Annotated in this window: 19 protein-coding genes; 10 read left to right on the top strand and 9 right to left on the bottom strand. The window is 69.9% G+C overall.

Annotated features, from left to right (window positions below; all coding sequences use genetic code 11):
* The first annotated feature begins 63 nt into the window (after positions 1 to 63).
* Positions 64 to 507: an Lrp/AsnC family transcriptional regulator gene (locus AC1RVY_RS03010; RefSeq protein WP_492805235.1), complete on the top strand. Its 444-nt coding sequence runs from the start codon at positions 64 to 66 to the stop codon at positions 505 to 507.
* Between the two features lie 26 nt (positions 508 to 533).
* On the opposite strand, the gene AC1RVY_RS03005 is transcribed toward AC1RVY_RS03010, so the two are convergent.
* The gene (locus AC1RVY_RS03005; RefSeq protein WP_492805233.1) at positions 534 to 1,466 is read right to left on the bottom strand and encodes a helix-turn-helix transcriptional regulator; all 933 of its coding nucleotides are present in this window, start codon (positions 1,464 to 1,466) and stop codon (positions 534 to 536) included.
* 147 nt (positions 1,467 to 1,613) lie between these two features.
* Here AC1RVY_RS03005 and AC1RVY_RS03000 point away from each other — a divergent pair, with 147 nt between their 5' ends.
* The 3 genes from AC1RVY_RS03000 to AC1RVY_RS02990 all read left to right on the top strand — a co-directional run bounded on the left by AC1RVY_RS03000 (position 1,614) and on the right by AC1RVY_RS02990 (position 5,076).
* Positions 1,614 to 2,090 carry a DUF3237 domain-containing protein gene (locus AC1RVY_RS03000; protein WP_218295066.1) on the top strand — a complete coding sequence of 159 codons (477 nt, stop codon included), beginning with the start codon at positions 1,614 to 1,616 and terminating at the stop codon, positions 2,088 to 2,090.
* A 68-nt stretch (positions 2,091 to 2,158) separates the two neighbouring features.
* Positions 2,159 to 3,178: a Bug family tripartite tricarboxylate transporter substrate binding protein gene (locus AC1RVY_RS02995; RefSeq protein WP_492805231.1), complete on the top strand. Its 1,020-nt coding sequence runs from the start codon at positions 2,159 to 2,161 to the stop codon at positions 3,176 to 3,178.
* A gap of 188 nt (positions 3,179 to 3,366) precedes the next feature.
* Entirely contained in the window at positions 3,367 to 5,076 is a 1,710-nt protein-coding gene (locus tag AC1RVY_RS02990; protein WP_492253190.1) for a tannase/feruloyl esterase family alpha/beta hydrolase, read from the top strand.
* Positions 5,077 to 5,092: 16 nt separating this feature from the next.
* Here the strand turns inward: AC1RVY_RS02990 and AC1RVY_RS02985 are convergent, their stop codons facing one another.
* Both AC1RVY_RS02985 and AC1RVY_RS02980 read right to left on the bottom strand, forming a co-directional pair.
* Positions 5,093 to 5,593, bottom strand: coding sequence for a hypothetical protein (locus tag AC1RVY_RS02985; protein WP_218295063.1), 501 nt, complete (start codon positions 5,591 to 5,593; stop codon positions 5,093 to 5,095).
* Positions 5,594 to 5,673: 80 nt separating this feature from the next.
* Positions 5,674 to 5,925 carry a GlsB/YeaQ/YmgE family stress response membrane protein gene (locus AC1RVY_RS02980; protein WP_218295062.1) on the bottom strand — a complete coding sequence of 84 codons (252 nt, stop codon included), beginning with the start codon at positions 5,923 to 5,925 and terminating at the stop codon, positions 5,674 to 5,676.
* A gap of 257 nt (positions 5,926 to 6,182) precedes the next feature.
* On the opposite strand from AC1RVY_RS02980, the gene AC1RVY_RS02975 reads away from it, so the two are divergent.
* The gene (locus AC1RVY_RS02975) at positions 6,183 to 6,569 is read left to right on the top strand and encodes a hypothetical protein (protein ID WP_492805228.1); all 387 of its coding nucleotides are present in this window, start codon (positions 6,183 to 6,185) and stop codon (positions 6,567 to 6,569) included.
* Between the two features lie 54 nt (positions 6,570 to 6,623).
* Here AC1RVY_RS02975 and AC1RVY_RS02970 read toward each other — a convergent pair whose 3' ends face one another.
* The gene (locus tag AC1RVY_RS02970) at positions 6,624 to 7,199 is read right to left on the bottom strand and encodes a C40 family peptidase (RefSeq protein WP_218295060.1); all 576 of its coding nucleotides are present in this window, start codon (positions 7,197 to 7,199) and stop codon (positions 6,624 to 6,626) included.
* Between the two features lie 218 nt (positions 7,200 to 7,417).
* Here AC1RVY_RS02970 and AC1RVY_RS02965 point away from each other — a divergent pair, with 218 nt between their 5' ends.
* Both AC1RVY_RS02965 and AC1RVY_RS02960 read left to right on the top strand, forming a co-directional pair.
* Positions 7,418 to 8,557, top strand: a complete 1,140-nt coding sequence (locus tag AC1RVY_RS02965; RefSeq protein ID WP_492805226.1) for a PQQ-dependent sugar dehydrogenase — start codon at positions 7,418 to 7,420, stop codon at positions 8,555 to 8,557.
* Positions 8,558 to 8,631: 74 nt separating this feature from the next.
* Positions 8,632 to 9,237 (top strand): isochorismatase family protein, encoded by a 606-nt coding sequence (locus AC1RVY_RS02960; RefSeq protein ID WP_218295058.1) that lies wholly within the window; start codon positions 8,632 to 8,634, stop codon positions 9,235 to 9,237.
* A 118-nt stretch (positions 9,238 to 9,355) separates the two neighbouring features.
* On the opposite strand, the gene chrA is transcribed toward AC1RVY_RS02960, so the two are convergent.
* Positions 9,356 to 10,732, bottom strand: coding sequence for a chromate efflux transporter (gene chrA / locus AC1RVY_RS02955; protein ID WP_218338611.1), 1,377 nt, complete (start codon positions 10,730 to 10,732; stop codon positions 9,356 to 9,358).
* A gap of 339 nt (positions 10,733 to 11,071) precedes the next feature.
* Here chrA and AC1RVY_RS02950 point away from each other — a divergent pair, with 339 nt between their 5' ends.
* The gene (locus AC1RVY_RS02950) at positions 11,072 to 12,967 is read left to right on the top strand and encodes a propionate--CoA ligase (protein WP_492805224.1); all 1,896 of its coding nucleotides are present in this window, start codon (positions 11,072 to 11,074) and stop codon (positions 12,965 to 12,967) included.
* A 215-nt stretch (positions 12,968 to 13,182) separates the two neighbouring features.
* A complete protein-coding gene (locus AC1RVY_RS02945) occupies positions 13,183 to 14,349 on the top strand; it encodes a pyridoxal phosphate-dependent aminotransferase (RefSeq protein WP_492805223.1) in 1,167 nt (388 codons plus the stop codon).
* Positions 14,350 to 14,444: 95 nt separating this feature from the next.
* On the opposite strand, the gene AC1RVY_RS02940 is transcribed toward AC1RVY_RS02945, so the two are convergent.
* The 4 genes from AC1RVY_RS02940 to AC1RVY_RS02925 all read right to left on the bottom strand — a co-directional run bounded on the left by AC1RVY_RS02940 (position 14,445) and on the right by AC1RVY_RS02925 (position 21,616).
* Entirely contained in the window at positions 14,445 to 18,299 is a 3,855-nt protein-coding gene (locus tag AC1RVY_RS02940) for an EAL domain-containing protein (protein ID WP_492805222.1), read from the bottom strand.
* A 163-nt stretch (positions 18,300 to 18,462) separates the two neighbouring features.
* Positions 18,463 to 19,398: a DMT family transporter gene (locus tag AC1RVY_RS02935; RefSeq protein ID WP_218295053.1), complete on the bottom strand. Its 936-nt coding sequence runs from the start codon at positions 19,396 to 19,398 to the stop codon at positions 18,463 to 18,465.
* Positions 19,395 to 19,964 (bottom strand): methylated-DNA--[protein]-cysteine S-methyltransferase, encoded by a 570-nt coding sequence (locus AC1RVY_RS02930; RefSeq protein WP_492245938.1) that lies wholly within the window; start codon positions 19,962 to 19,964, stop codon positions 19,395 to 19,397. Before AC1RVY_RS02930 ends, AC1RVY_RS02935 begins: the two co-directional genes overlap by 4 nt.
* Before the next feature lie 62 nt (positions 19,965 to 20,026).
* Complete coding sequence (locus AC1RVY_RS02925) at positions 20,027 to 21,616, bottom strand: DNA-3-methyladenine glycosylase 2 family protein (protein WP_492805220.1); 1,590 nt, start codon at positions 21,614 to 21,616, stop codon at positions 20,027 to 20,029.
* A gap of 144 nt (positions 21,617 to 21,760) precedes the next feature.
* On the opposite strand from AC1RVY_RS02925, the gene AC1RVY_RS02920 reads away from it, so the two are divergent.
* The gene (locus AC1RVY_RS02920; RefSeq protein ID WP_492805372.1) at positions 21,761 to 23,149 is read left to right on the top strand and encodes a phosphomannomutase/phosphoglucomutase; all 1,389 of its coding nucleotides are present in this window, start codon (positions 21,761 to 21,763) and stop codon (positions 23,147 to 23,149) included.
* The last annotated feature ends 4 nt before the right edge of the window (positions 23,150 to 23,153 follow it).

The raw sequence follows: 23,153 nt of genomic DNA, 5'->3' as shown, positions 1-23,153 counted from the left end.
AGGCATCTGCTCAATAAATCCTCATAATCTGAGGCAACCATTGATTCTGAGGAGCTGCTTGCCATGGATTCCATCGACCAGGCCATCATGACCGTGCTGCACCAGGACTCCCGGACTTCGCTCAAGGTGCTGGGCGAACGCGTGGGGCTGTCGTCACCCAGCGTGTCCGAGCGGCTGCGGCGGCTGGAAGAGCGCGGGGTGGTCCGCGCGTTCACGGTGGACATCGAACCGCGCGCGCTGGGCTATCAGCTGCAGGCCATCGTGCGCATCAAGCCGCTGCCGGGCCAGCTGGCGGCGGTGGAGAAGTTGATCCAGGAGACGCCGGAGTTCTGCGAGTGCGACAAGGTCACCGGCGACGACTGCTTTGTCGCCCGGGTGTATGTGCGTTCCATCGAGCAGCTCGACGGCGTGCTGGACCGCATTGCCGACAAGGCGCAGACGAGCACGGCCATCGTGAAGGCGCAGACCATCCGGCGGCGGCCACCGCCATGGTCGCCGGGCGTCTGAGATTTTGAGAGCGGGGGAGGCCCTTTCTATCCGCCCAGCACCCGCGCAAACAGCTCGTTGCGAAAGTGGATGCCCAGGCGCGCGAAGGCGCGGTTGCGGTAGGTCTTGACGGTGGGCACGCTCAGGCCCAGGTCGCTGGCGATGCCCTCGTGCGTCATGCCCTGCAGCAGCCGGGCACACACGTCCAGTTCGCGGTCGGTCAGCTCGGCCTGCAGGCGCACCAGGCGCATGCGCAGCACCGGCAGCCCATCGGCGGCCAGCGGGGCGAGTGCGGCGCCGGCTGGCAGGAGTGCGGGGGCGCCCGATGTATTCACGGTCAACGTTGCCGGGCCTGGGCGGCTGTCCTCTGTTCGCCAGGCAGCCGTGGCTGTGGGTGGAAACGGGTGCGACAGAACAATGTGTTTGCGCGTGAGGGCCAGCAGCACGGGCGCCACGGACTCGAACGCGCCGATCTGCCGGTCGCTGAACGCCCGCTGGTGCTGGTGGCGGTAGAAGTTGACGGCGAACACCGAGCCATCGCTTTCGTATTCGACCACCGACACGCGCTCGGCCACGCCGTGGGCCTCATACACCCGGGCACGGTGTTCGCCCTCCACCTCGGTGGCCGTGACGTGGCACAGCCGCGTCTCGGGCTGGGCAAACGGTGCTTCATCAAAAGCCCGGCCCCAGGTGCTATCGCTGCGGTAGGGGCCCGAGAGGTACGCCCACCAGCAATCCTGCGTGGTGTCGGGCACGCCCCGGCTGGCCGACATGAACAGCGTGGGCTTGCAGCGGTGGCCCGTCCGGTACACCGACCACGAGGCTGCAGGCAGCACGGGCTCCAGGTCCTGCAGAAGCCCCTTGGCAAAGCCGTTGCCGCCCAGGCGGTGGACCATGCTCGCCAGGGTCTCGCTGGCGGGGTTTTGCAGCACCTGCCGGCCGGGTGCTTTCTGCAGGGAAGGGGGGAGCCACTGCCGCATGGGAAAAGTCGGAAATTGGAGTGTTCGTTGCCGAAAGCGTGGAGTGTGCGCTGAAAACGCCCCCGATTCCGTTGCCGAAAGCCCGGGTTATCCCGTCATCCTCTGGGATGACAGGCTTGGGTGGCAACGGGACTTACGCTAGGTCCCATGCCTGACCTCATCCCCTTGCCCGACCCGCAATTCAGATTTTTTGCCGACCTGCGCGTGGAGGTCGGCACCCCCCAGGAGGTGGGCCACACCGTGCACGGGCTGCGCCGGCTGATTCCCATCCTGGGCGGCAGCGCCTCTGGCGACGGCTGGCGCGCACGGGTGCTGCCCGGCGGTGCGGACTTCCAGCTCATCGTGAACGACCGGCTGTCGGAGCTGGACGCCCGCTACGTGCTCGAAACCGATGGTGGCGATCTCATCTACGTACAAAACCGGGCCGTGCGCTCCGGCCCGGCCGAGCTGATCGCCCGCCTGGTGCGCGGCGAGGCGGTGGACCCGGCGCAAGTCTATTTCCGCTGCAGCCCGAGCTTCGAGACCGCGTCCCCGGCGCTGGCCTGGATCGCCGAGCGCATGTTCGTCGGCACCGGCGCGCGCTACCCGGATGCGGTGGCCATGCGCTTTTTTGAGCTGCGCTAGCGTCCGGCACCCCGGGCAATTTCTGAATTTTTGAATCTTCCCAACGTACAAGAAACCTGGAGACATCCATGAAGACCACTGCCAAGCCCACCTCTTTCGTCGCCACGCCACGCCGCGCCCTTCTGGCCGCCGCCATGCTCGCAGGGCTGATGCCCTGGGCCGGCGCCCAGGCGCAGGGGGCAGCCACGTACCCCAGCAAGCCCGTGCGCATCATCGTGGGCTTTCCGGCGGGCACGGGGCCGGACATCGTGGCGCGCCTACTGGCGCAAAAGTTGTCCGAAGGCTGGGGCAACGCGGGCGTGATCGTGGACAACAAGCCCGGCGCGGGCGGGCTGATCGCGGCGGGCGAAGCGGCGCGTGCCGCGCCCGACGGCTACACGCTGATGCTGGGTGAAACGGGCCAGCTCAGCATTGCGCCCAGCAGCTACAACAAGCTGCCCTACGACCCGGCCAAGGACTTCACGGCCGTGAGCCAGGTGGTCACCTCCGACTTCGTGCTGCTGGTCAATCCACAGAAGGTGCCGGCGCGCAACGTGAAGGAGTTCGTGGACTGGACCAAGCAGCAAAAGGGCCTGTTCCTGGCCACCTTCGGCGCGGGCACGCCCGGCCACTTTGGCGCCTTCATGTTCGGCGATGCGGTCAAGCTCAAGCCCGAGCCGGTGCACTACAAGAACACGGCCGATGCGCTGGGCGGGCTGTTCAGCGGCGACGTGCAGGGGGTGTTCGCCAGCGTGGGCCTGGCCGCCCCCAACGTGAAGGCCGGCAAGCTGGCCGCGCTGGGCACCACCGGCGCCACCCGCACCAACACGCTGCCGGACGTGCCCACCATCAAGGAGCAGGGCTACGCCAACCTGGAGTTCTCCTCGTGGTTCGGCATCGTGGCACCCGCCAAGACGCCGCCGGAGATCATCGCCAGGCTCAATGCCGACATCGTCAAGGCCGTGCAGTCGCCCGAGGGCCGGGCCAAGATGGAGGAGGCGGGTTTCCGCGTGACGGGCACGAGCCAGCAGGACTTTGCCCGCACCATCGCCGCCGACACGGTCACCTGGGGCAAGGCCGTGGCCGCCACGGGCTTCAAGGCGGATTGATGGGCTGACAGCGCGGCAGAGCGGTTGACGCCGCTCAGGCCCCAACCCAGGCCACCTCCAGCACTCCTGCACCTGCGCACGCGGGCGGCCGGCGCCACGGCGCACCCGCGCCCTGTCAGCGCTGCGCCCTGCATCTCCGGCGCCACACAGCACAAACACCCCACCCACCACCTCAGGAGACATACGCCATGCCTTTTGCCCATGCCTCGCGGGCCCTGCCACCCGCCTCCACGGCCGCGCGCCCATCCCGGCTGCGCCGCCAGGTCGTCCCCGCCGCGCTTGCCATGCCCTTGTTGATGGCGGCCTGCGGCGGCGGCAATGGCGATGCCTCGGCCCAGCCCGCCACCCCGGCGGCGGCCTGCGCTGCGCTGCCCAGCCAGGCGGGCCTCGCGGCCACCACGCTCACGGCGAGCTACGTGGCGGCGGACACCAGGCGGCCGGGCGGCGCCAGCACCGGCGCCTTCCTGCCCGGCCACTGCGTGGTCACGGGCAGCATCAACCCCCGCGTGGGCGTCGATGGAAAGAACTACGCCATCGGCTTCCAGCTGAGCCTGCCGGACCAATGGAACGGGCGTTTCCTGTTCATCGGTGGCGGCGGCAATGACGGCATCCTGCGCGACACCTCCCTCAGCTCCAGCATCTCGGGCGGCACGCCGTCGCCGCTGGGGCAGGGCTTCGCGGTGGTCTCCACCGACGCGGGGCACAGCGGCACCTCGGCCAGCTTCGGGGCGGACCCGCAAGCGCGCATCGACCATGCCTACAACTCCTACGACAAGACGGCCGTGGCCGCCAAGTCGCTGATCTCGACCCTGTATGGCCGCAGGCCCGACCATTCGTACTTCTCGGGCTGCTCGGGCGGCGGGCGCCAGGGCATGATGTTCTCGCAGCGGTTCCCGGACTACTTCGACGCCATCACCGCCGGCGCGCCCGCCATGCGCGTGTCGAGCGGCGCCACGGTGGCGGCGATGTGGAACACCATTCAGTTCAACGCCATCGCCCCGCAGGACGCGGCGGGCAAGCGCATCCTGTCGCAGGCCTTCAGCAATGCCGACCTCCAGCTGGTGGCCAACGGCGTGAAGGCGTCGTGCGATGCCGCCGATGGCGTGGCCGACGGCATGGTGAACAACGTCAAGGCCTGCCAGTTCGACCCCGCCGTGCTCCAGTGCCGCGGCGGCAAGCAGGCCGACTGCCTGAGCAGCGCCCAGGTCGGGGCGCTCAAGAGCGTGTTCGCGGGCCCGCGCAACTCGGCCGGCCAGGCGCTGTATGCGGGCCAGCCGTGGGACCCGGGCCTGGCCGCCCCGGGCTGGCGCAGCTGGACGCTGGGCAGCTCCACCACCGCCACGCCGGATGCGCGCTACATCACGCTGATGGTGGACGCTCTGGTCAACGAATTCCTCACCCCGCCGGACCTCACGTTCAACCCGCTGACGTTCAACTTCGACACCGACCCCGCGCGCATGGAGGCCTACTCGGCCATCTACGACACGTACCGCGACGACAAGCTCGCCGCGTTCAAGCAGCGCGGCGGCAAGATGCTGTTCATCCATGGCATGTCCGACCCGATCTTCTCGGCGCTTGACACCCTGGACTACTACGAGCGCCTGGCGTCCCACCACGGAGGTATCGCGGCCACGCAGGGTTTCGCGCGCACGTTCCTGGTGCCCGGCATGAACCACTGCTCGGGCGGCCCGGCCACGGACAATTTCGATTCGATCCAGGCCATGGTGGACTGGGTGGAGAAGGGCGTGGCACCCGAGACCCTTGCCGCCAAGGCACTGCCTGCCAGTACCGACATGCCCAATCGCACACGGCCCTTGTGTGCCTACCCGAAGTTCGCCAAATACAAGGGCTCGGGCAGCGTGGAGGATGCCAGCAGCTTCGTCTGCGCGGCGGAGTAAGCGAGGTCAGGCCACGCTAGGTGCGGGCGGGGGCGGGCAGCTGCAGGCCGACCTCCCGCACCACGCGCACGCAGTCGCGCAGGTGCTGCTCGCCCAGGTAGCGCAGCGTGGCATAGCCGATACCCGCAGCCACCGCCTGGCCCGCCAGCGGCACGTACTTCGCCGCCTGCTTGGCGGTCAGGCGCACGCCCACGGTCTGAGTGGCCCGGATGACCAGCTCGCGCGTCACCAGCTTGCCGATCAGCACGGAGCCCACGAGGGCCACGGCCTTCTGCACCTGCTCGCGCTTGTGCGGATCGAGCTGGTCGATCTGCTGCGCGGACAGGCCGAACTCGGCGTTGATCTGCGGAAGCAGGCGGGACAGCAGCGCCGCGTCCACGGCCCAGTCGAGCCCTGGCACGGGCAGGGAACTGGCGGCCGCCGCGACCAATGCGCGCCGATGCAGCAATTTGCGGCTGCGCTGCACGGCAGCGGTGAGGGCCGCGTTGCCGGCCGCCATTTGCAAGGAAGTGGGCATGGGCGGGTTGTACCTGATGCGGTGGTGGTTGGCAAAGGGCAACGCCCGTGGCCGCGCAAGGAGATTCTTCAGCGGCCGTTTCAGGTTTTTCCCTTGACGAGGGTGAACGCGGCCAGAAGCAGCATGGCCCCCACGACCGACGCGATCCAGCCAGCGGCTTCCCCTTGTGCATACCAGCCCATCGCCAAACCCAGATAGGTGGCGAGAAACGAGCCCGCCACCCCCAGCAGCGCGGTCAATATCCATCCGAGTTTGTCCTCCCCGGGTTTCAGGGCACGGGCCAGAAGCCCGACCATCAAACCCACCAGCAATGTTCCTAGCAATGTTCCCATGATGTTTCCCCTGCATGCTGCGACGCGATCTGCCCACTCTAAGGAGCGCGCGCGCCGCCAGCTTGTCGGACAACGCGCACTGTGCGCGTCCCATTGCGGGGCGCGCGTTCCCGACACGGGTGAGGGTGGAAAGCGAGGTCCGGCGTCATGAAGGGGCCGGCTGTGGGTCCCGTCCGACACCACGGCGCGGCGGGTACTTGCCGCCTGCGGGACCGGCGGCGCCGTACAGTGAAGCGTCTCCACTGAAAGGAAGACCGATGACAACAAATTTCAAGACCCGTTCCTTCCGCCTGGTGTTTGTGGCGGTGCTCGCGCTGGGGGCGGCATTGGCGGGGCCCACGACCGCCGCGGCCCAAAGTGGCGACGAGGCCTCGCTGTCCCGCGGCGCGGTACCGGACACCACGCCCCAGCAGCGCTACCAGACCGCCATCCGCGAAGCCGGCGGTGGGTTGAAGGTGAGCCTGGAGGAATGCCGGGCCATGCCCTCGGCGGACCGCCGCAGCTGCGAATCCCAGGCACGCGCCACGTACCAGGCCGATATGGCCAAGGCCAAGGCCATGCTGCGCGACCCGTCGATAGGCCCGGTGAATGTGGTGGGGGGACCGATCCGCAGCACCGAGACGGTGTACGAGATCAAACGCTAGCCGCAGGCAGGGCGCCTGCGAGGGGACATCCTGGCCGGGCGAGCGGCGTGGTTGCTATTTGGCTTGCGCGAGGTCGTCGCTGCCGGAGCCCGCGACGCGGCGGGCGCCGTTGAAGCGGCGTGCCCAGTAAGCCACGCCCATGTCTTCCACGCGGATTTCGGCTCCGCTGCGGGGAGCGTGGATGAACTTGTTGTCCCCCACGTAGATGCCCACATGGCTGAAGTTGCGGCGCATGGTGTTGAAGAACACCAGATCCCCGGGCTGAAGCTCCTTCTTGTCAATGACCTGGGTGGCGGCAGCCTGCTGGTCGGCCCGGCGGGGTAGCAGCAGGCCCACGGTCTGCTCGTACATGGCCCGCACGAAGCCGCTGCAGTCGAAGCCGGTTTCCGCGCTGTTTCCGCCCCGCTTGTACGGTACGCCCAGGAATCCCATGGCGTTCACCACGAGCCCGGACGCGCGGTCCGCCACCGTATGGGCCTTGTCGGCTACCCGGTGGCTCACATCCTCCAGCCGCGTGAGCAGGCCTTTGTCGGTGATGAACCGGTCCATATCGTCGGGGTTTGCCGCTTGCGGCGCAGCCTGGGCAGAGGTTGCGCAGACCAGGAGGAGGGTGCAAAGCCATCGGGACATGGGGGCGAAGGGTACCACGGTATGCTTACTTATCAAAAATAATCACCTGTGCAAGCCGTTGATTTCGTTCAAGTAAATCCCGAACAGGGATTCGCCGGAGGGAATCCGCGGCTGCACCGCCGTGGAGGGCCGCCGTGCCAGGCCTGGCCGGGCGGCGGCTCTGGGGGTATGGTGTTCAACTTTTTCAGGAGCGCCACGAGATGGAATGGACACGGAAAATGCCCCTTTCGCGGGCCGCGCGGGCCTGCCTGGCGGCGCTTTGGGCCGTGGCGGGCGCCCACCATGGCGGTGTTTCCGCCCAGGGCACGCCGCCGGGCGTGTCCGTGGCAACCGTGGCACGGGGGCTGGAACACCCCTGGGCCGTGGCCTTCCTGCCCGAAGGGCAGTTTCTCGTCACCGAGCGGCGGGGCCGGATGCGGGTGGTCAGCGCGGGCGGGCAGGTGGGGCCAGCGCTGGCGGGCGTGCCGGCCGTCGCCGCGGGCGGGCAGGGCGGCTTGCTGGACGTGGTGACCGATGCCGACTTCGCCCGCAACCGCCGCATCTTCTTCTGCTTTTCGGAGCCCGCCCCGGGTGGCGCGTCCGGCAACAGCACGGCGCTGGCACGGGCCACGCTGTCCGCGGATGCGCGCAGCCTGCAGGAGGTCAAGGTCCTCTTCAGCCAGCAACCCAAGGTGGACAGCGCCCAGCATTTCGGCTGCCGCATCGTGCAGGCGGCGGACGGCAACCTGTTCCTGGCGCTGGGCGAGCGCTACCAGCGCAAGGACGATGCGCAAAGGCTCGACAACCACCACGGCAAGATCGTGCGCATCACCCCGGACGGCGCGGTGCCGGCCGACAACCCGTTTCGCCAGCGCGCGGGCGCCTTGCCGGAGATCTGGAGCTACGGCCACCGCAATCCCCAGGGCGCCACCCTGGGCCCTGACGGCCAGCTGTGGATGCACGAGCACGGCCCCCAGGGGGGCGATGAGATCAACCTGCCCCGGCCCGGCCGCAACTACGGCTGGCCCGTGATCACCTACGGCGAGAACTACGGGGGCGGCAGGATGGGTGAAGGCACGGCCAAGGCGGGCATGGAGCAGCCGCTGCACTACTGGGTGCCGTCGATTGCGCCCTCGGGCATGGCGTTCCTCACCAGCGCGCGCTACGGCGCGGCGTGGCAGGGCAGCCTGTTCGTGGGGTCTCTCAAGTTCGGCACCCTGCACCGGCTGGAAGTCGCCCCGGGCAAGGTCTTGCGCGAGGAAAAGCTGCTGCAGGGCCAGGGCGAGCGCATCCGCGACGTGCGCCAGGGGCCAGACGGCCTGATCTACCTGCTGACCGACAGCCCGCAGGGCCAGCTGCTGCGCCTGCAGCCCTCCTGATCGGCGGGCGCGCCGGCGGGGCTGCGACAATGCCCCACTTCCAGAGAATCCGGCCGCCCGGAGCGGTCCACACCATGCTGCTTGACGCCACTGAATCCCAACTCGTCCTGGTCGACTACCAGGAGCGCCTGATGCCCGCGATCTTCGAGGGCCCTGCCGTGCTGGCCAATGCCCGCCGCCTGGCCGAGATCGCGCGCATGCTGGAGGTGCCCGTGTGGGGCACGGAGCAGAATCCCTCACGCCTGGGCGCCAATGATGCCGCGCTGCGCGCCCTGTGCCAGAAAACGCTGGCCAAGATGCATTTCAGCGCGGCCGAGGAAGGCCTGGGCGAATGGCTGCGCCCGCCCGCGAAGCCCCAGGGCGGCAACGCGCGCAGCCTGCCCAAGCACCTGCAGAAACCCGCCACCGCACAGGGCGCCGAGCGCGGCACCATCGTCATCGCCGGGTGCGAGGCGCACGTCTGCCTGCTGCAGACCGCGCTGGACCTGATCGACGACGAATTCGAGGTCTGGGTCGTGACCGATGCCTGCGGCTCGCGCACGGAGCGCAACCGCGACGCGGCCTTCGACCGCCTGGCCGGCGCGGGGGCGGAACTGGTGACGACCGAGATGGTGGCGTTTGAATGGCTGGGCAGCTGCGAGCACCCGGCCTTCAAGGATGTGCTCGGTCTGATCAAGTAGCCCGGCATCAGGTCTTTTGGGGCGCTGGCGCTTTCCCTTCATGCGCCGGAAGCTATAAAAAACATAGCAAATCAGCGGCGCCGAAGCCGGGGGCGCGCCAGCCTCCCATGGGCTCAGGTCACAGCCACGGCTTGAGAAGTGTCACCGCGAGCCCGACCGCCGCGCAGCCGCCGAGCAATGGCAGCACGCCGGCCTTGAAGCGGAACAACGCCACCCCCGCTCCCAGGGCAATCACGGCGGAGATCGCATCGAACGCGCCGCCAAAGCCCTGGGGCCACAGCAGGTGGTAGGCAAAGAACAGCGCCAGGTTCAGGATCACGCCCACCACGGCGGCGGTGATGGCGGACAGCGGCGCGGTGAAGCCCAGCCTGCCATGGGTGGCCTCCACCATCGGGCCGCCGGCCAGGATGAAGATGAACGATGGCAGGAAGGTGACGAAGGTCACCACCACGGCCGCAGCCGCCGCGCCCGCGAACAGCGCATCGGGCCCCCACACCTGCTGCAGCCAGCCTCCCACGAAACCGACGAAGGCCACCACCATGATGAGCGGACCCGGAGTGGTCTCGCCCAGCGCCAGGCCATCGATCATCTGCGGGCCATTGAGCCACTGGTAGTGCTCGACCGCGCCCTGGTACACATAGGGCAGCACGGCGTAGGCGCCGCCAAACGTCAGCAGCGCGGCCTTGGTGAAGAACCAGCCCATCTGGGTGAGCGTGCCTTCCCAGCCCTGCGTGGCCACCAGCACCGCCATGGCCGCCAGCCACAGGGCCAGGCCCGCCCCCAGCACCCTGGCCAGGTGGCCGCGCGAGAAGCGGGCGTGCGCCGGTGTCGGGGTGTCGTCGTCGATCAGGGCCGGGCCGTAGCCCCTGGCCGCGCCCGCATGCCCGCCCCCCAGGGCGAACACCGCCGGCCAGCGCCGGGCACCGAAGTGGCCGATGAGGCCCGCCGCCAGGACGATGGCGGGGAAGGGGGCGTGGAACGCAAAAATCGCCACGAAGGACGCAGCCGCGATGCCCCACATCCACCGGTTCCTGAGCGCGCGGGTGCCGATGCGGTGCGCGGCATGCAGCACCAGCGCCGTCACGGCGGGCTTGATGCCATAGAACACGCCCGCCACCGCCGGCACATCGCCAAAACGCAGGTACACCCACGACAGCGCCACCAGAATGAACAGCGAGGGCAGCACGAACAGCGCACCCGCCACGATGCCGCCCCAGGTGCGGTGCATGAGCCAGCCGATGTAGGTCGCCAGCTGCTGGGCCTCGGGGCCGGGCAGCAGCATGCAGTAGTTGAGTGCGTGCAGAAAGCGCTGTTCGCTGATCCAGCGCCGCCGCTCCACCAGTTCGGTGTGCATGATCGCGATCTGTCCGGCGGGCCCGCCAAAGCTGATGAAGCCCAGCTTGAGCCAGAAGCGGAAAGCCTCGGCGAAAGGAACCGGGGCAGGGCTGGTGGCGGCCGTCTCGTCCGGCGGCGGGGCAGGGTGCGCGGAGGTCATGGCATGAAAGTTCTGGGCGGGACGTCTCGATGGGGGTTGCGCGCTGCATGCGCGAATGCATGCAGCGCGCGAGTATCCGCCCAACCCATGACGGTCCGGGGCCCACCGTTGTTTCCGCGCCGCCATTCGGTGGCGCGCCGTCCCTGCCGCCGAGGGGTTCTTCCTGCGCCCTGACCCCTGCGCACAGCGGATGGGAGGGGCCTGGATGGGAGGGTGCACAGGGCGTGGCGCGGTGTTCCCTGCCGGTTGCGTCAGTTTGCCGCAAGCCCGTCATGAATAATTATGAATTCAAAACCTGCCATCCAGGCGGGCCGGAAGAGATGCCGAGGAGACACCACGATGAGCCGCTACGCCGATTTCTACCGCCAGTCCATTGATCACCGCGACGCCTTCTGGGCCGAGCAGGTCCGGCTGATCGACTGGCAGACCCCGCCCCTGCAGGTGTGCGACTACAGCAACCCGCCGTTTGCCCGGTGGTTCGTGGGCGGCACCACCAACCTGTGCCACAACGCGGTCGACCGCCACCTCGCCACGCGCGCCAGCCAGCCCGCGCTGGTGGCCATCTCCACCGAAACCGGCACAGAGCGCAGCTACAGCTTTGCCGAGCTGCACGCCGAGGTGCAGCGCATGGCGGCCGTGCTGCTGTCGCTGGGCGTGAAGAAGGGCGACCGCGTGCTCATCTACATGCCCATGATCGCCGAGGCGGCGTTCGCCATGCTCGCCTGCGTGCGCATTGGCGCGCTGCATTCGGTGGTGTTTGGCGGTTTTGCCTCGGGCTCGCTGGCCTCGCGCATCGAGGACGCCGAACCCGTGGCCGTGGTCAGCGCCGATGCGGGCTCGCGCGGCGGCAAGGTCGTGCCCTACAAGCCGCTGCTGGACGAGGCCATCGCGCTCTCCAGGCACAAGCCCGCCGCCGTGCTCATGGTCAACCGGGGCCTGGCGCCGATGCACCTGCAGCCCGGCCGCGACCACGACTGGGCGCCGCTGCGCGAAAAACACCTGGCCACCGTGGTCCCCTGCGAATGGGTCGAGTCCACGCACCCCAGCTACACGCTCTACACCAGCGGCACCACGGGCAAGCCGAAGGGCGTGCAGCGCGACACCGGTGGCTACACGGTGGCGCTGGCGGCCAGCATGAAGCACATCTTTGACGCGAAGGCGGGGGAGGTGTATTTCGCGACCAGCGACATCGGCTGGGTGGTGGGGCACAGCTACATCATCTACGGCCCGCTCATCGCGGGCATGACCACCATCATGTATGAGGGCCTGCCCACGCGCCCCGACGCGGGCGTGTGGTGGAGCATTGTCGAGAAGTACCAGGTCACCCACATGTTCTCGGCACCCACGGCGGTGCGGGTGCTCAAGAAGCAGGACCCTGCCTACCTGGCCAGATACAGCGTGAAAAGCCTCAAGGCCCTGTGGCTGGCCGGCGAGCCGCTCGATGAGCCCACGGCCCAGTGGATCAGCGACGCGCTCTCGGTGCCCATCATCGACAACTACTGGCAGACCGAAACCGGCTGGCCCATCCTGACGCTGGCCAATGGCGTGGAACCCCAAACCACGCGCTTCGGCAGCCCGGGCAAGGCGATGTACGGCTATGACGTGAAGCTCATCGACGAAGCCACGGGCCAGGAGCTGGCGGGCGAGAACCAGAAGGGCGTGGTCGCCATCGAGGGCCCGCTGCCCCCCGGCTGCATGCAGACCGTGTGGCGCGACGACGCGCGATTCGTCAACACCTACTGGAAGAGCATCCCTGGCCGGCTGATCTACAGCACCTTCGACTGGGGCATCCGCGATGCCGATGGCTACCACTTCATCCTGGGCCGTACCGACGACGTGATCAACGTCGCGGGCCACCGCCTGGGCACGCGCGAGATCGAGGAGAGCATTGCCGCGCACCCCAACATCGCCGAAGTGGCCGTGGTGGGCGTGGCGGATGCGCTCAAGGGCCAGGTGGCCATGGCCTTTGCCGTGGCCCGCGATGCGAGCGGACTCGACACCGATGCCGCGCGCCTGAAGCTCGAGGGCGAGGTCATGAAGCAGGTGGACAGCCAGCTGGGCGCCGTGGCGAGGCCCTCGCGCGTGTACTTCGTGAGCGTGCTGCCCAAGACGCGCAGCGGCAAGCTGTTGCGGCGGGCGTTGCAGGCGGTGGCCGAGCGCAGGGATCCGGGGGACCTGACGACGATGGAGGATCCGGCGGCGCTGCAGCAGGTGCGGGAACTGGTGGGGGAGTGAACGGGCTCGACGGTTCTTCTGGTTGTTTGGGCTGAGCTTGTCGGAGCCTGGGTTTGTGTGCTGATCTGGCTGTGTGCCTGGGCTAAGGGCGGAGGCCGGGGCGACATCCCGGCTTTCGCCCCTGCACCCGAGCCGCCTCCCATCAAGGCGCCGCCCCGCTCCAGCTGGCGCTATGCTCGACCATCGCCACTCCTGCGCTTTCCAAGGACCACCCCATGCGCCTCGCCGTAGAAAACCTCGAAGCCTCCAAGATCCGTGAAGTCGCCAACGCCGGCATGGGCCGGGCCGACGTCCTGGCCTTCTGGTTCGGCGAAAGCGACGAGGTCACGCCCGAGCCCGTGCGCCAGGCGGCCATCGAGTCCCTGCAGCGGGGCGAGACCTTCTACTCCCACAACCTCGGCCTGCCCGAGCTGCGCCAGGCGATAGCCGCCTACGCCAGCGCGCTGCATGGCCCCATCGGTGCGGAACGGATCGCCGTGACCTCGGGGGGCGTGAGCGCGCTGATGGTGGCCATGCAGGCGCTGCTCGATGCGGGGGACGAGGTCGTGGCCGTCACGCCCGTGTGGCCCAACCTCACGGCCCAGCCCGCCGTGCTGGGTGCCCGTGTGCGGTGCGTGCCGCTGCGCGCCGAGGGCGGCGCCTGGACGCTGGACCTGCAGGTGCTGCTCGACGCCATCACGCCGGCCACACGACTGCTCATCGTCAACGCACCCAACAACCCCACGGGCTGGACGCTCACGCGCGCGGAGCAGCAGGCCATCCTGGACCATTGCCGGCGCACCGGCACCTGGGTGCTGGCGGACGAAGTGTACGAACGCCTGTACTACGGGGCGACCCCCCACGGCTGCGCGCCGAGTTTCCTGGACATCGCCGCGCCCGAGGACCGGCTCATCGTGGTGCAGAGCTTTTCCAAGAGCTTCCTGATGACCGGCTGGCGCCTGGGCTGGCTCGTGCTGCCGCCCGCGCTGGTGGACGCCGTGGGCAAGCTGATCGAATTCAACACCTCCTGCGCCAGCGTGTTCACCCAGCGCGCGGGCCTGGCGGCGCTGGAGCATGCGGGCGAGCTCACGCCGCCCCTGGTGGCGCGCATGCGCCGCTGCCGCGACACGCTGCTGCCCCGCCTGGCCGCGCTGCCGCAGGTGGAGGTGGCCAGCCCGCTCGGCGGCATGTACGCCTTCTTCCGCCTGCACGGCTTTGACGATTCGCTGGCGGTCGCCCAGCGGCTGGTGAGCGAGGCCGGCCTGGGCCTGGCGCCGGGCAATGCGTTCGCGCCCGAGGCCCAGGGCTGGCTGCGCTGGTGTTTTGCCTCCAGGGAACCCGCGCGGCTGGAGGCGGGCGTGGAGCGCCTGCAGGCCTGGCTGGCGGGGTCCAGCCGGGGTTGATGGGGGCAGAGTGCACGTGGCAGCAGCGTGCCCAGTGCAGTTTGCTATATTTTTAATAGCTTCATGCGCTTGCCTGGAAAGCGCTTGCGCGGTTTTTACCTGAAACTTCCCTGGGCCTGCCGCTGCCAGCCCGAGGGCAGCTGCCACTGGGCCGCCCAGCCGGTGAAGTCCGCCAGCGGCATGGGCCGCGCGATGCAATAGCCCTGCGCCTGGGTGCAGCCCAGCTGCAGCAGCATCTGTCCCTGCTCGATGGTTTCCACGCCTTCGGCGATCACGCGGTAGCCAAACGAGCGCGCCAGGCCGATCACGCCCTGCACGATGGCCAGATCGCCCGGATCGCCCATCATGCCGTGCACGAAGCTCTGGTCGATCTTGAGCGTGTCCATGGGCAGACGGCGCAGGTAGGTCAGCGACGAGTAGCCGGTGCCGAAGTCGTCCAGCGACACCACCACCCCCAGCCCACGCAGCGCGGTCAGGGTGTGCGCCACGGCCGCCAGGTCGTACAGCGCGGCGCTTTCGGTGATCTCGATTTCCACCAGGTGCCCGGGCACGCCGGGGTGGCGCGCGATGCACCGGGCCATCCAGTCGGCGAAGTCGGGGCGCTGCAGGTGCTGGGCGGCGATGTTGACGCTCAGCGGCAGGGCCATGCCGCGCGCCTGCAGCTCCTCCAGGATGGAGAGCGCGGCCTCGACCACCCATTCGCCGAACCCGATCTCCAGCTCGGTCCCCTCCAGCAGCGGCAGGAATTCGCCGGGCGGCACCAGGCCGCGCTGCGGGTGCTGCCAGCGCGCGAGGGCTTCGGCGCCCACCACGGCGCCGCTTTTCATGTCCACCTTGGGCTGCAGGTACAGGGTGAACTGGGCATCGGCCAGCGCGTCGCGCAGGTGGCGCCCCTGCGCGCGCAGCAGCTGCAGGGCGCGCTCCTGGGCGGCATCGAACTGGTGGAAGCGGTTGCGCCCGGCCTGCTTGGCGGCGTACATGGCCTGGTCGGCATGGCGCAGCAGGGCATCGGCATCGGCGTCGTCCTGCGGGAACACCGTGTAGCCGATGCTGGCCGTGACCACCACGCGCTCGGCGTCGAGCGTGTAGGGGGCCGAGATGCTTTCCATCACGCGGTGGAGCATGGCTTCGCAGCCGTTGGCCGAGTCCAGCCCGGGCATGAGGATCACGAACTCGTCGCCCCCCAGGCGGGCCACGCAGTCGAGCGGGCGCAGCGCGCGCGTAAGCCGGCCGGCCACCACCACCAGGAGGCGGTCGCCCGCGCCGTGGCCCAGCCGGTCGTTCACGGGCTTGAAGCCGTCCAGGTCCAGGTAGGCCACGCCCAGCTGCGTGCCGTTTGCACGCGCCTGGTCCATGCATTCCTGCAGCTTGCGCGCCAGCAGCACGCGGTTGGGCAGGCCGGTGAGGGCATCGAACAGCGCCAGCCGCTGCAGCAGCACTTCCTGTTCGCGCTGGGGCGTCACGTCGATCGCCACGCCCAGCATGCGTTCGGGGCGGCCCATGGCGTCAAGGCCGACGATCTTGCCCAGGTTGCGCACCCAGCGGACGGCATCGTCGCCGGCCTCGCTCTGGTTGACGCGCCAGGTGGCGTCAAACGGCGTGCCGGGGTGGGCGGTGTGGCGGGCGACCTCGGTGGTGATGCGGTCGATGTCGTCGGGGGCGATGCCGCTGGTCCACTGCGTGGCGCCGAAGGGGCCCTGCGATGCGGGCAGGCCGCGCATCGCGCGCCAGCGGCTGTCGCCCGTGACGGTGCCGGTCTGCAGGTTCCAGTCCCACAGGCCCAGCGACGCGGCCGAGATGGTGAGCGAGAGCAGCGCCTCGCGTTCGCGCACCTGCTCTTCCTCGCGCTTGCGGTCGGTGATGTCGTGCACAGAGAACAGCCAGCAGGGTTCGCCGTCGAATTCGGTCGCCCGCATGGACTGCAGCACGGTGCGCGGCGGGCCGCCGCGCACGTTCAGCTTCACCTCGTAGCTGTTGAGCTGGCCGGAGCGCGCCACCGCATCCATGAGGCGCTGGCGGTCGTCGGCGGTGAAGATGCCCAGCTCGATGGCGGTGCGGCCGATGGCCTCCTCGCGCGGCATGCCCAGCATCTCCACCCAGGCGGGGTTGATGTCCACGTAGCGCCCGTCCATGCGGCGCGACAGGCCCATGGGGTAGGGCATGAGGTGAAAGATGCGCGAGAAGCGCTCCTCGGACTGGCGCAGGCGCTGCTCGGCGCGCTTGGCCTCGTCGATGTCCTGCATCACGCCGCGCACGCGGGTGACCCGGCCGTTCTCGATGACGGGCTCGCCCCGCGCGCGCACCCAGACCAGCCGCCCGTCGGTGTGCAGCACCTCCATCTCCATGCTCCACTCGGCGCGCTCGAGGATGCTCTGGCGGAAACGGTCGCGCAGGGGTTCCCGGTAGGCGGGGGCCACGTGGCGGTCGATGTAGTCGTGCGGCAGCGGGGAGCCAGGCGCCAGGCCATGGATGTCGAAGCACACGTCCGACCAGTAGACCAGGCCCTTGCCGCGCTCGTCCTCCCAGGCGCCCAGACGGGCCAGGCGGCCCGCCTGCTGCAGCAGGCTGTTGAGGGCGCGCAGTTCGTCGCTGGCGCGGTGGGCTTCGGTCATGTCGTGGAAAACGAAGACAAAACAGTTTTCGCCATCCACAAGCACGGAGCGTGCCGACATCAGCCCCGGTATGCGGATTCCGTCGCGCTGGGCCACCAGGGGCAGGCGGTCCACCTTGCCCTCGCGGCGGAAGGTGTCCACCAGCCGTGCGCGCTCCTGCTCGGAGGCCCAGATCTTCAGCTCGGAGGACGTGCGGCCGATCACCTCGTCGCGCGGGCGGCCCAGCACCTCGCAAAAGGCGGGGTTCACGTCGATGTAGCGCCCGTCGGAGATGCGCGAGATGCCCGCGGGATCGGGGAGCGTCTGGTAGAAGGTGGTGTACTTGGCCTCCGAGGAGCGCAGAGCGTCCTCCACCTCGCGGTGGGCCGTGATGTCCACGTCCATGCCGATCAGGCTGAGCGGGCGCCCGCCCGCATCGCGGCGGGCCACGGCGCCGCGCGACATCAGCCAGCGCCACTGGCCGCGCGTGTCCATCACGCGGAATTCGGCTTCGTACGTCTCGTCCAGCCCGTCCATGGCCCGCGCCAGCCGGGAGGCGTTGCGCTGGGCGTCGGCGGGGTGGCGCAGCGCATACCAGCGCTCCCACAGGCCCTGGGCGTCCGCGTCGTCGCAGCTGATGCCAAACGCCTCGTAGAACCGGCCGTGGCAGCGGAACTGGCGCTGGACCACGTCCCACTCCCACCGGCCTCCGCCCAGGGAGTCCATGGCCAGCTGCAACTGCTGTTCGCGCTGCACCAGGGCTTGCTGGGTGCTGGTGCGCGCCAGCTCCGCGCGGGCCTTGCTGGCCAGCAGCAGGCGGCCCACGCCCAGCATCAGAACGCCCGCGCCATGGTGCCAGGGAAGGCTTGTCGGCCACGGTGCCCCGGCCGGCGGCGCGAGGTTCGCGAGCCAGAGGCAGGCCGATACCACCAGGGGCAGGGTGATGGCCAGGCCCACCAGCGCGATCCATGCCGCCGGGCGCAGGGGCAGGCGCCGGGCCATGCGCCGCCACAGCCATGCCAGCAGCCACGTGGCGCCCAGCACCAGCACGGCGGGCGGGGTGGCGGAGGGGGCCGTCGCGACCACGGCCAGCAGCGCCACCAGGGCGGTGATGGCGGCCGGCAGGCCGCCGAAATAAAGTCCCATGAAGGCGGCCACGGTGGGATAGGCCACCAGCCTCAGCTCGGGCGCATTCCAGTGCAGCGCGGTGAACGACACCGCCGACACCGCGCCGCCCGCCACGCCCAGCAGCCAGAGCGTGCGCCGCGATGGCCGCAGCGCCTCCTGGGGCGGGAGCCACTCCAGCACCAGGAGCAGCGTCATCAGTACCGTGCCGGCCAGGAGCGTGTTGTTACCCATGGCGGAGCGCGCTGCAAAGGCAGGGCCAGGGGGCCGGGACGGCTTCAGCGCAAACCGCTGCCCGCGCCGACCGGCCCGGGTGGTGTGCGGCGGCGCGGTGCCCCGCGCCGTCCAACGCAAGACTCAGATCGCAGCGGCCCGGGGAAAAAACCATTCCCCGAGTTTATGGCTGTTCCGGCGCCGTCCGGCCCGGCCGCAGTGTCCTGATAAGCCCCGTTGACAGCATCGTGCCGCACACGATGACGAGCGCGCAGCCCAGCATCCACGGCGTGATGCGCTCGCCCAGGAAGATCGCGCCATACAGCACCGCGAACACGGGCGCGATGAAGGTCACGGCCAGTGCCCGGCTGGGCCCCGCGCTGGCGATGAGGCGAAAGTACAGGATGTAGGCGATGCCCGTGCACAGCACCGCGATGGCGACGATGCAGCCCCAGGCGCGGGGGCCCGGCATCTGCGCCGGCCACAGCCACAGGGTGGGCACGGCCAGGCCCAGCGCCGCGCCCAGCTGGCTGCCCGTGGCGGTGGCCAGGGGCGGTATGCCCGTGAGGAAACGGCGCGCAAAGCTGGCCGACAGGCCGTAGAAGGATGATGCCAGCAGGCACGCCGCGATCGCCCATTCGGCGCTGTCGCTCTTGAAACCCGTGCCGGCCGGCGCGCGCCACGCGAGCAGCGCCACGCCCACGAAGCCCAGGGCCAGGCCCGCCCAGCGCAGGCGGTTGATGCGGTCGCCCAGCCAGAGCCAGGCCACCAGCGCGCCGAACAGGGGCACGGTGGCATTCAGGATCGAGGTCAGGCCCGTGGCGAGGTGCAGCACCGCCCAGGAAAACAGCGCGAACGGAATCGCCGAATTGATGACCCCGGCGAACATGATGGGCCGCCAGTGCCTGCGCAGCGCGGGCCCATGGCCCTGGCGCAGCATGATGGGCCACAGGAACACCGTGGCCAGCGCCACGCGCAGCCCGGCGGTGGGCAGCGGGCCGAACTCGGACGCCCCCAGCCGCATGAAAAGAAACGAGGCGCCCCAGAGCGCCGCCAGCAGGATGAATTCGCCGATCCAGGTGGTGACGGGTTGGGTTCCCGGGCTGTTCGGGCTGTTCATTCATGGCCTTTCTCTGGGGGCAGGGCGCCCGCCGGCACGGGCGGCCGCGGGGGCGCGAAGAGCGCATTCTCCATGGTCAGCAGGGCCGTCTTGCGGTCCAGCCCGCCCGCGTAGCCTGTCAGGCTGCCGTCCGCGCCCAGCACGCGGTGGCAGGGCACCACCACGCTCAGCGGGTTGCGCCCCACGGCCGCGCCCACGGCGCGCACGGCCAGCGGCCGGCCCAGTTGCTGGCTCAGGCGCCCATAGCTGGTGGTGCCGCCGCGACCGATGGCCAGCAGGGCGCGCCACACCGCCTGCTGGAACGGCGTGCCGCCCGAGAGATCCAGCGGCAGATCGAAGTCCTGCCGATCGCCCCGCAGGTACTGCTGCAGCTGGCTGGCGGCGGCCTGCAGCACGGGATGGCCGGCCGCCTCGGCCCAGGCGTGCCCGCCGTGGAGAAAGCTGGCGGGTTCGTGGCGCTGGCCTTCGAACCAGACGCCGCAGAGGCCGGCGGGCGATGCGGCCAGGCGCACCGGCCCAAGGGCGGTGCTGGCCCGCGCCTGCACGGTGTGGGGGTGGTATTGCATGGGGAATCTCGGTGATTTTGAATAAAACAAGCCGCCAGCGCTTGCTGGATCAGCGCGAAAAGCTATTGTTTTGATAGTGTTTCAGGCGCCGGGATGGCGGGCTCCGCCGTGCCCGCCGCCCAGGCGCGCAGCACCGCATAGCTGCGCCACGGGCGCCACGCCTCGGACGCCGCGCTGGCGGCGCGCGCCGGGTTCTTCTGGCCCTGGACACCCAGCGCCTTGTGCAGCGCCACGTCGGCGGCAGGGAAGGCATCGGGCCAGCGCAGCACGCGCATGGCGATGTACTGCGCCGTCCAGTCGCCAATGCCGGGCAGGGCGCACAGGGCGGCCGTGGTCGCGGCCACATCGGCGCCGGCATGCAGGGCCAGGCCCCCGCTGTCCACGGCGCGGGCCAGCGCCACGATGGCGGCCTGGCGCTGGCGCACGATGCCCAGCTGGCCCAGGGTGTCGCCGTCGGCCACGGCGAGCGTGGCGGCCGTGGGAAACAGCCGGTTCAGCCCGGGCCAGGGCGTGGCGATGGGCTCGCCCAGCCGCTCCACCAGCCGCTGCCCCAGCGTGCGCGCGGCCGCCACGGTGATCTGCTGGCCCAGCACGGCGCGCACGGCCAGCTCGAAGCCGTCGAACGCACCGGGCACGCGCAGGCCGTCGCCGTCCGGGAAGCGCGGGTGCAGCACGGCGTTGATGGCCGCCGGGTCGGCGTCCAGGTCCAGCATGGCGCGCACGCGGCGGATCACGAGCGGCAGCACCGGGTACAGGCTGTCGCTGGTCTGCAGCAGCACCTGGTGGCGGACCACGTCGAAGCGCGCGCTGAACCAGCCGGTGGTCTCCTGCGCCATGCCGGTGCAGGCGGACGGCAGGCGCACGGTGCGGCGCAGCGTGGCCTCGTGGGGCAGCACCCATTCGACGCCGTGGAACTGCCGCCGCTCGAAGAACGCGAGCAGCGCCGCCACGTCGAAGGGCGGGCGCCAGGCCAGGCGCAAGGTGCTGCCGGTGCCGGACGCGTCCGCCTTGAGGGGGCCCGCGCCGCTGCGCCGCAGCTGGGTGGGATTGAGCCCGTAGTGCCCCGCGAACGCCGCATTGAAGCGCCGCACGCTCGCGAAGCCGCTGGCCAGCGCCACCTGCGTGACCGGCATCGGGGTGTCGGTGAGCAGCTGCTTGGCCGTGAGCAGCCGCCGGGTCTGCAGGTACTGCAGGGGCGACACGCCCAGCGCGGCCTCGAAGATGCGGCGCAGGTGGCGGTCGCTCACGCCCAGGCGTTCGGCCAGCCGGGCGACGGTGGCGCCGCTGTCGCCCCGCGTGGGCCGGGCCGGCCAGAGGTCGGGCGCATCCAGCAGCCGCACGGCCTGCTGCACCAGGATGCCGCTGGCATCCTGCACCGACCACACCAGCGCCTGCGGCGCCAGCTCCGGCCGGCAGCGCAGGCAGGGCCTGAAGCCCGCGCTCTCGGCCTGGGCGGCAAGGCTGAAGAAGCGGCAGTTCTCGCGGCGCGGCGTGCGCACGGCGCACACCGGGCGGCAGTAGATGCCGGTGGAGGTCACGCCGGTGAAGAAGCGTCCGTCAAAGCGCGCGTCCCGGGCCAGCACGGCGAGATAGCGGCCCTCGTCCGAGGCCATGTCGGTGTCCGTGGAGGAGGGCAGGTGGGGCGAGGTCATGGCGGGATGATAGGCCCCGGCGGCGCGTGCACTGGCCGTTTTCGGACATGTGCCTCGGCGCCCCCGGGCGGCGTGCGCAAGGAGGCGGAAGGGGCCGCCTACAATGCTGCGGACGTTTCAACCCTCTTCGTGAAAGGCCCCTACGTGCAGCCCACGCCCGCCATTTTCAAAGCCTACGACATCCGCGGCATCGTGCCGTCCACCCTGAATGAAGAAGTGGCCCTGGGCCTGGGCCGGGCCTTTGGCACCGCCGCCCGCGCCGAAGGGCAGACCACGGTGGCCGTGGGGCGCGACGGGCGCCTGTCGGGCCCGGCCATGTCGGCCGCGCTGATCCAGGGGCTGGTGGAGGCGGGCATCGAGGTGATCGACGTGGGCCTGGTCACCACGCCACTGCTCTACTTTGCAGCCAGCACGCTGTGCGCGAGCGGTATCCAGGTCACGGGCAGCCACAACCCCAAGGACTACAACGGCTTCAAGATGGTGCTCAATGGCCGCGCCATCTACGGCGAGGAGATCCAGGGCCTGCGCCGCACCATGGAGCAGGAAAGCTGGCAGCTGCTGCCCGGCGGTTCGGTGCGCCACGTGGACGTGCTGCCGGCCTACACCGCGCGCATCGTGGGCGACATCAAGCTGGCCCGTCCGCTCAAGGTCGTGGTGGACTGCGGCAACGGCATCGCCGGTGCGTCGGCGCCGACCATCTTCCGCGCGCTGGGCTGCGAGGTGATCGAGCTCTTTTCCGAGGTGGACGGCAACTTCCCCAACCACCACCCCGACCCGAGCAAGCCGGAGAACCTGCGCGACCTGATCGAGGCCCTGAAGGCCAGCGATGCAGAACTGGGCCTGGCCTTCGACGGCGATGGCGACCGCTTAGGGATAGTGACCAAGGACGGCACCAACATCTTCCCCGACCGCCAGATGATGCTTTTCGCGCAGGACGTGCTCTCGCGCGTGCCCGGCGGCGAGATCATCTTCGACGTGAAGTGCACCCAGCGCCTGGCGCCCGCCATTGCGGCCGCCGGCGGCGTGCCGGTGATGTTCAAGACCGGTCATTCGCTCATCAAGGCCCGCATGAAGGAGACCAACTCCCCGCTGGGCGGCGAGATGAGCGGCCACATCTTCTTCAAGGAGCGCTGGTACGGCTTCGACGACGGCACCTATGCGGGCTGCCGCCTGCTGGAGATCCTGAGCAGGAGCAGCGACCCGAGCGCCGTGCTCAACGCACTGCCCACGAGTTTCTCCACCCCCGAGCTGAACGTGGCCTGCGCCGAGGGTGAGCCGCACCGCCTGACGGCCGAATTGCAGGCCCTGGCCGCCGGCACCTTCGCGGCGCCCGCCACGGTCAGCACCATCGACGGGCTGCGCGTGGACTGGCCGGACGGCTTTGGCCTGATCCGTGCCAGCAACACCACGCCCGTGCTGGTGCTGCGCTTCGAAGGCCACACGAGCGAGGCGCTGGCGCGCATCGAATCGGCCATGCTGGCCCTGCTGCACCGCGTGAAGCCTGGTGCGCACGTGGGGGCCGCGAGCCATTGAGCCG

This window comes from Acidovorax sp. GW821-FHT11A03 (assembly GCF_058809075.1).
Note: the sequence above shows the minus strand (reverse complement) of the source record. Positions and strands in the feature narration are given on the sequence as shown.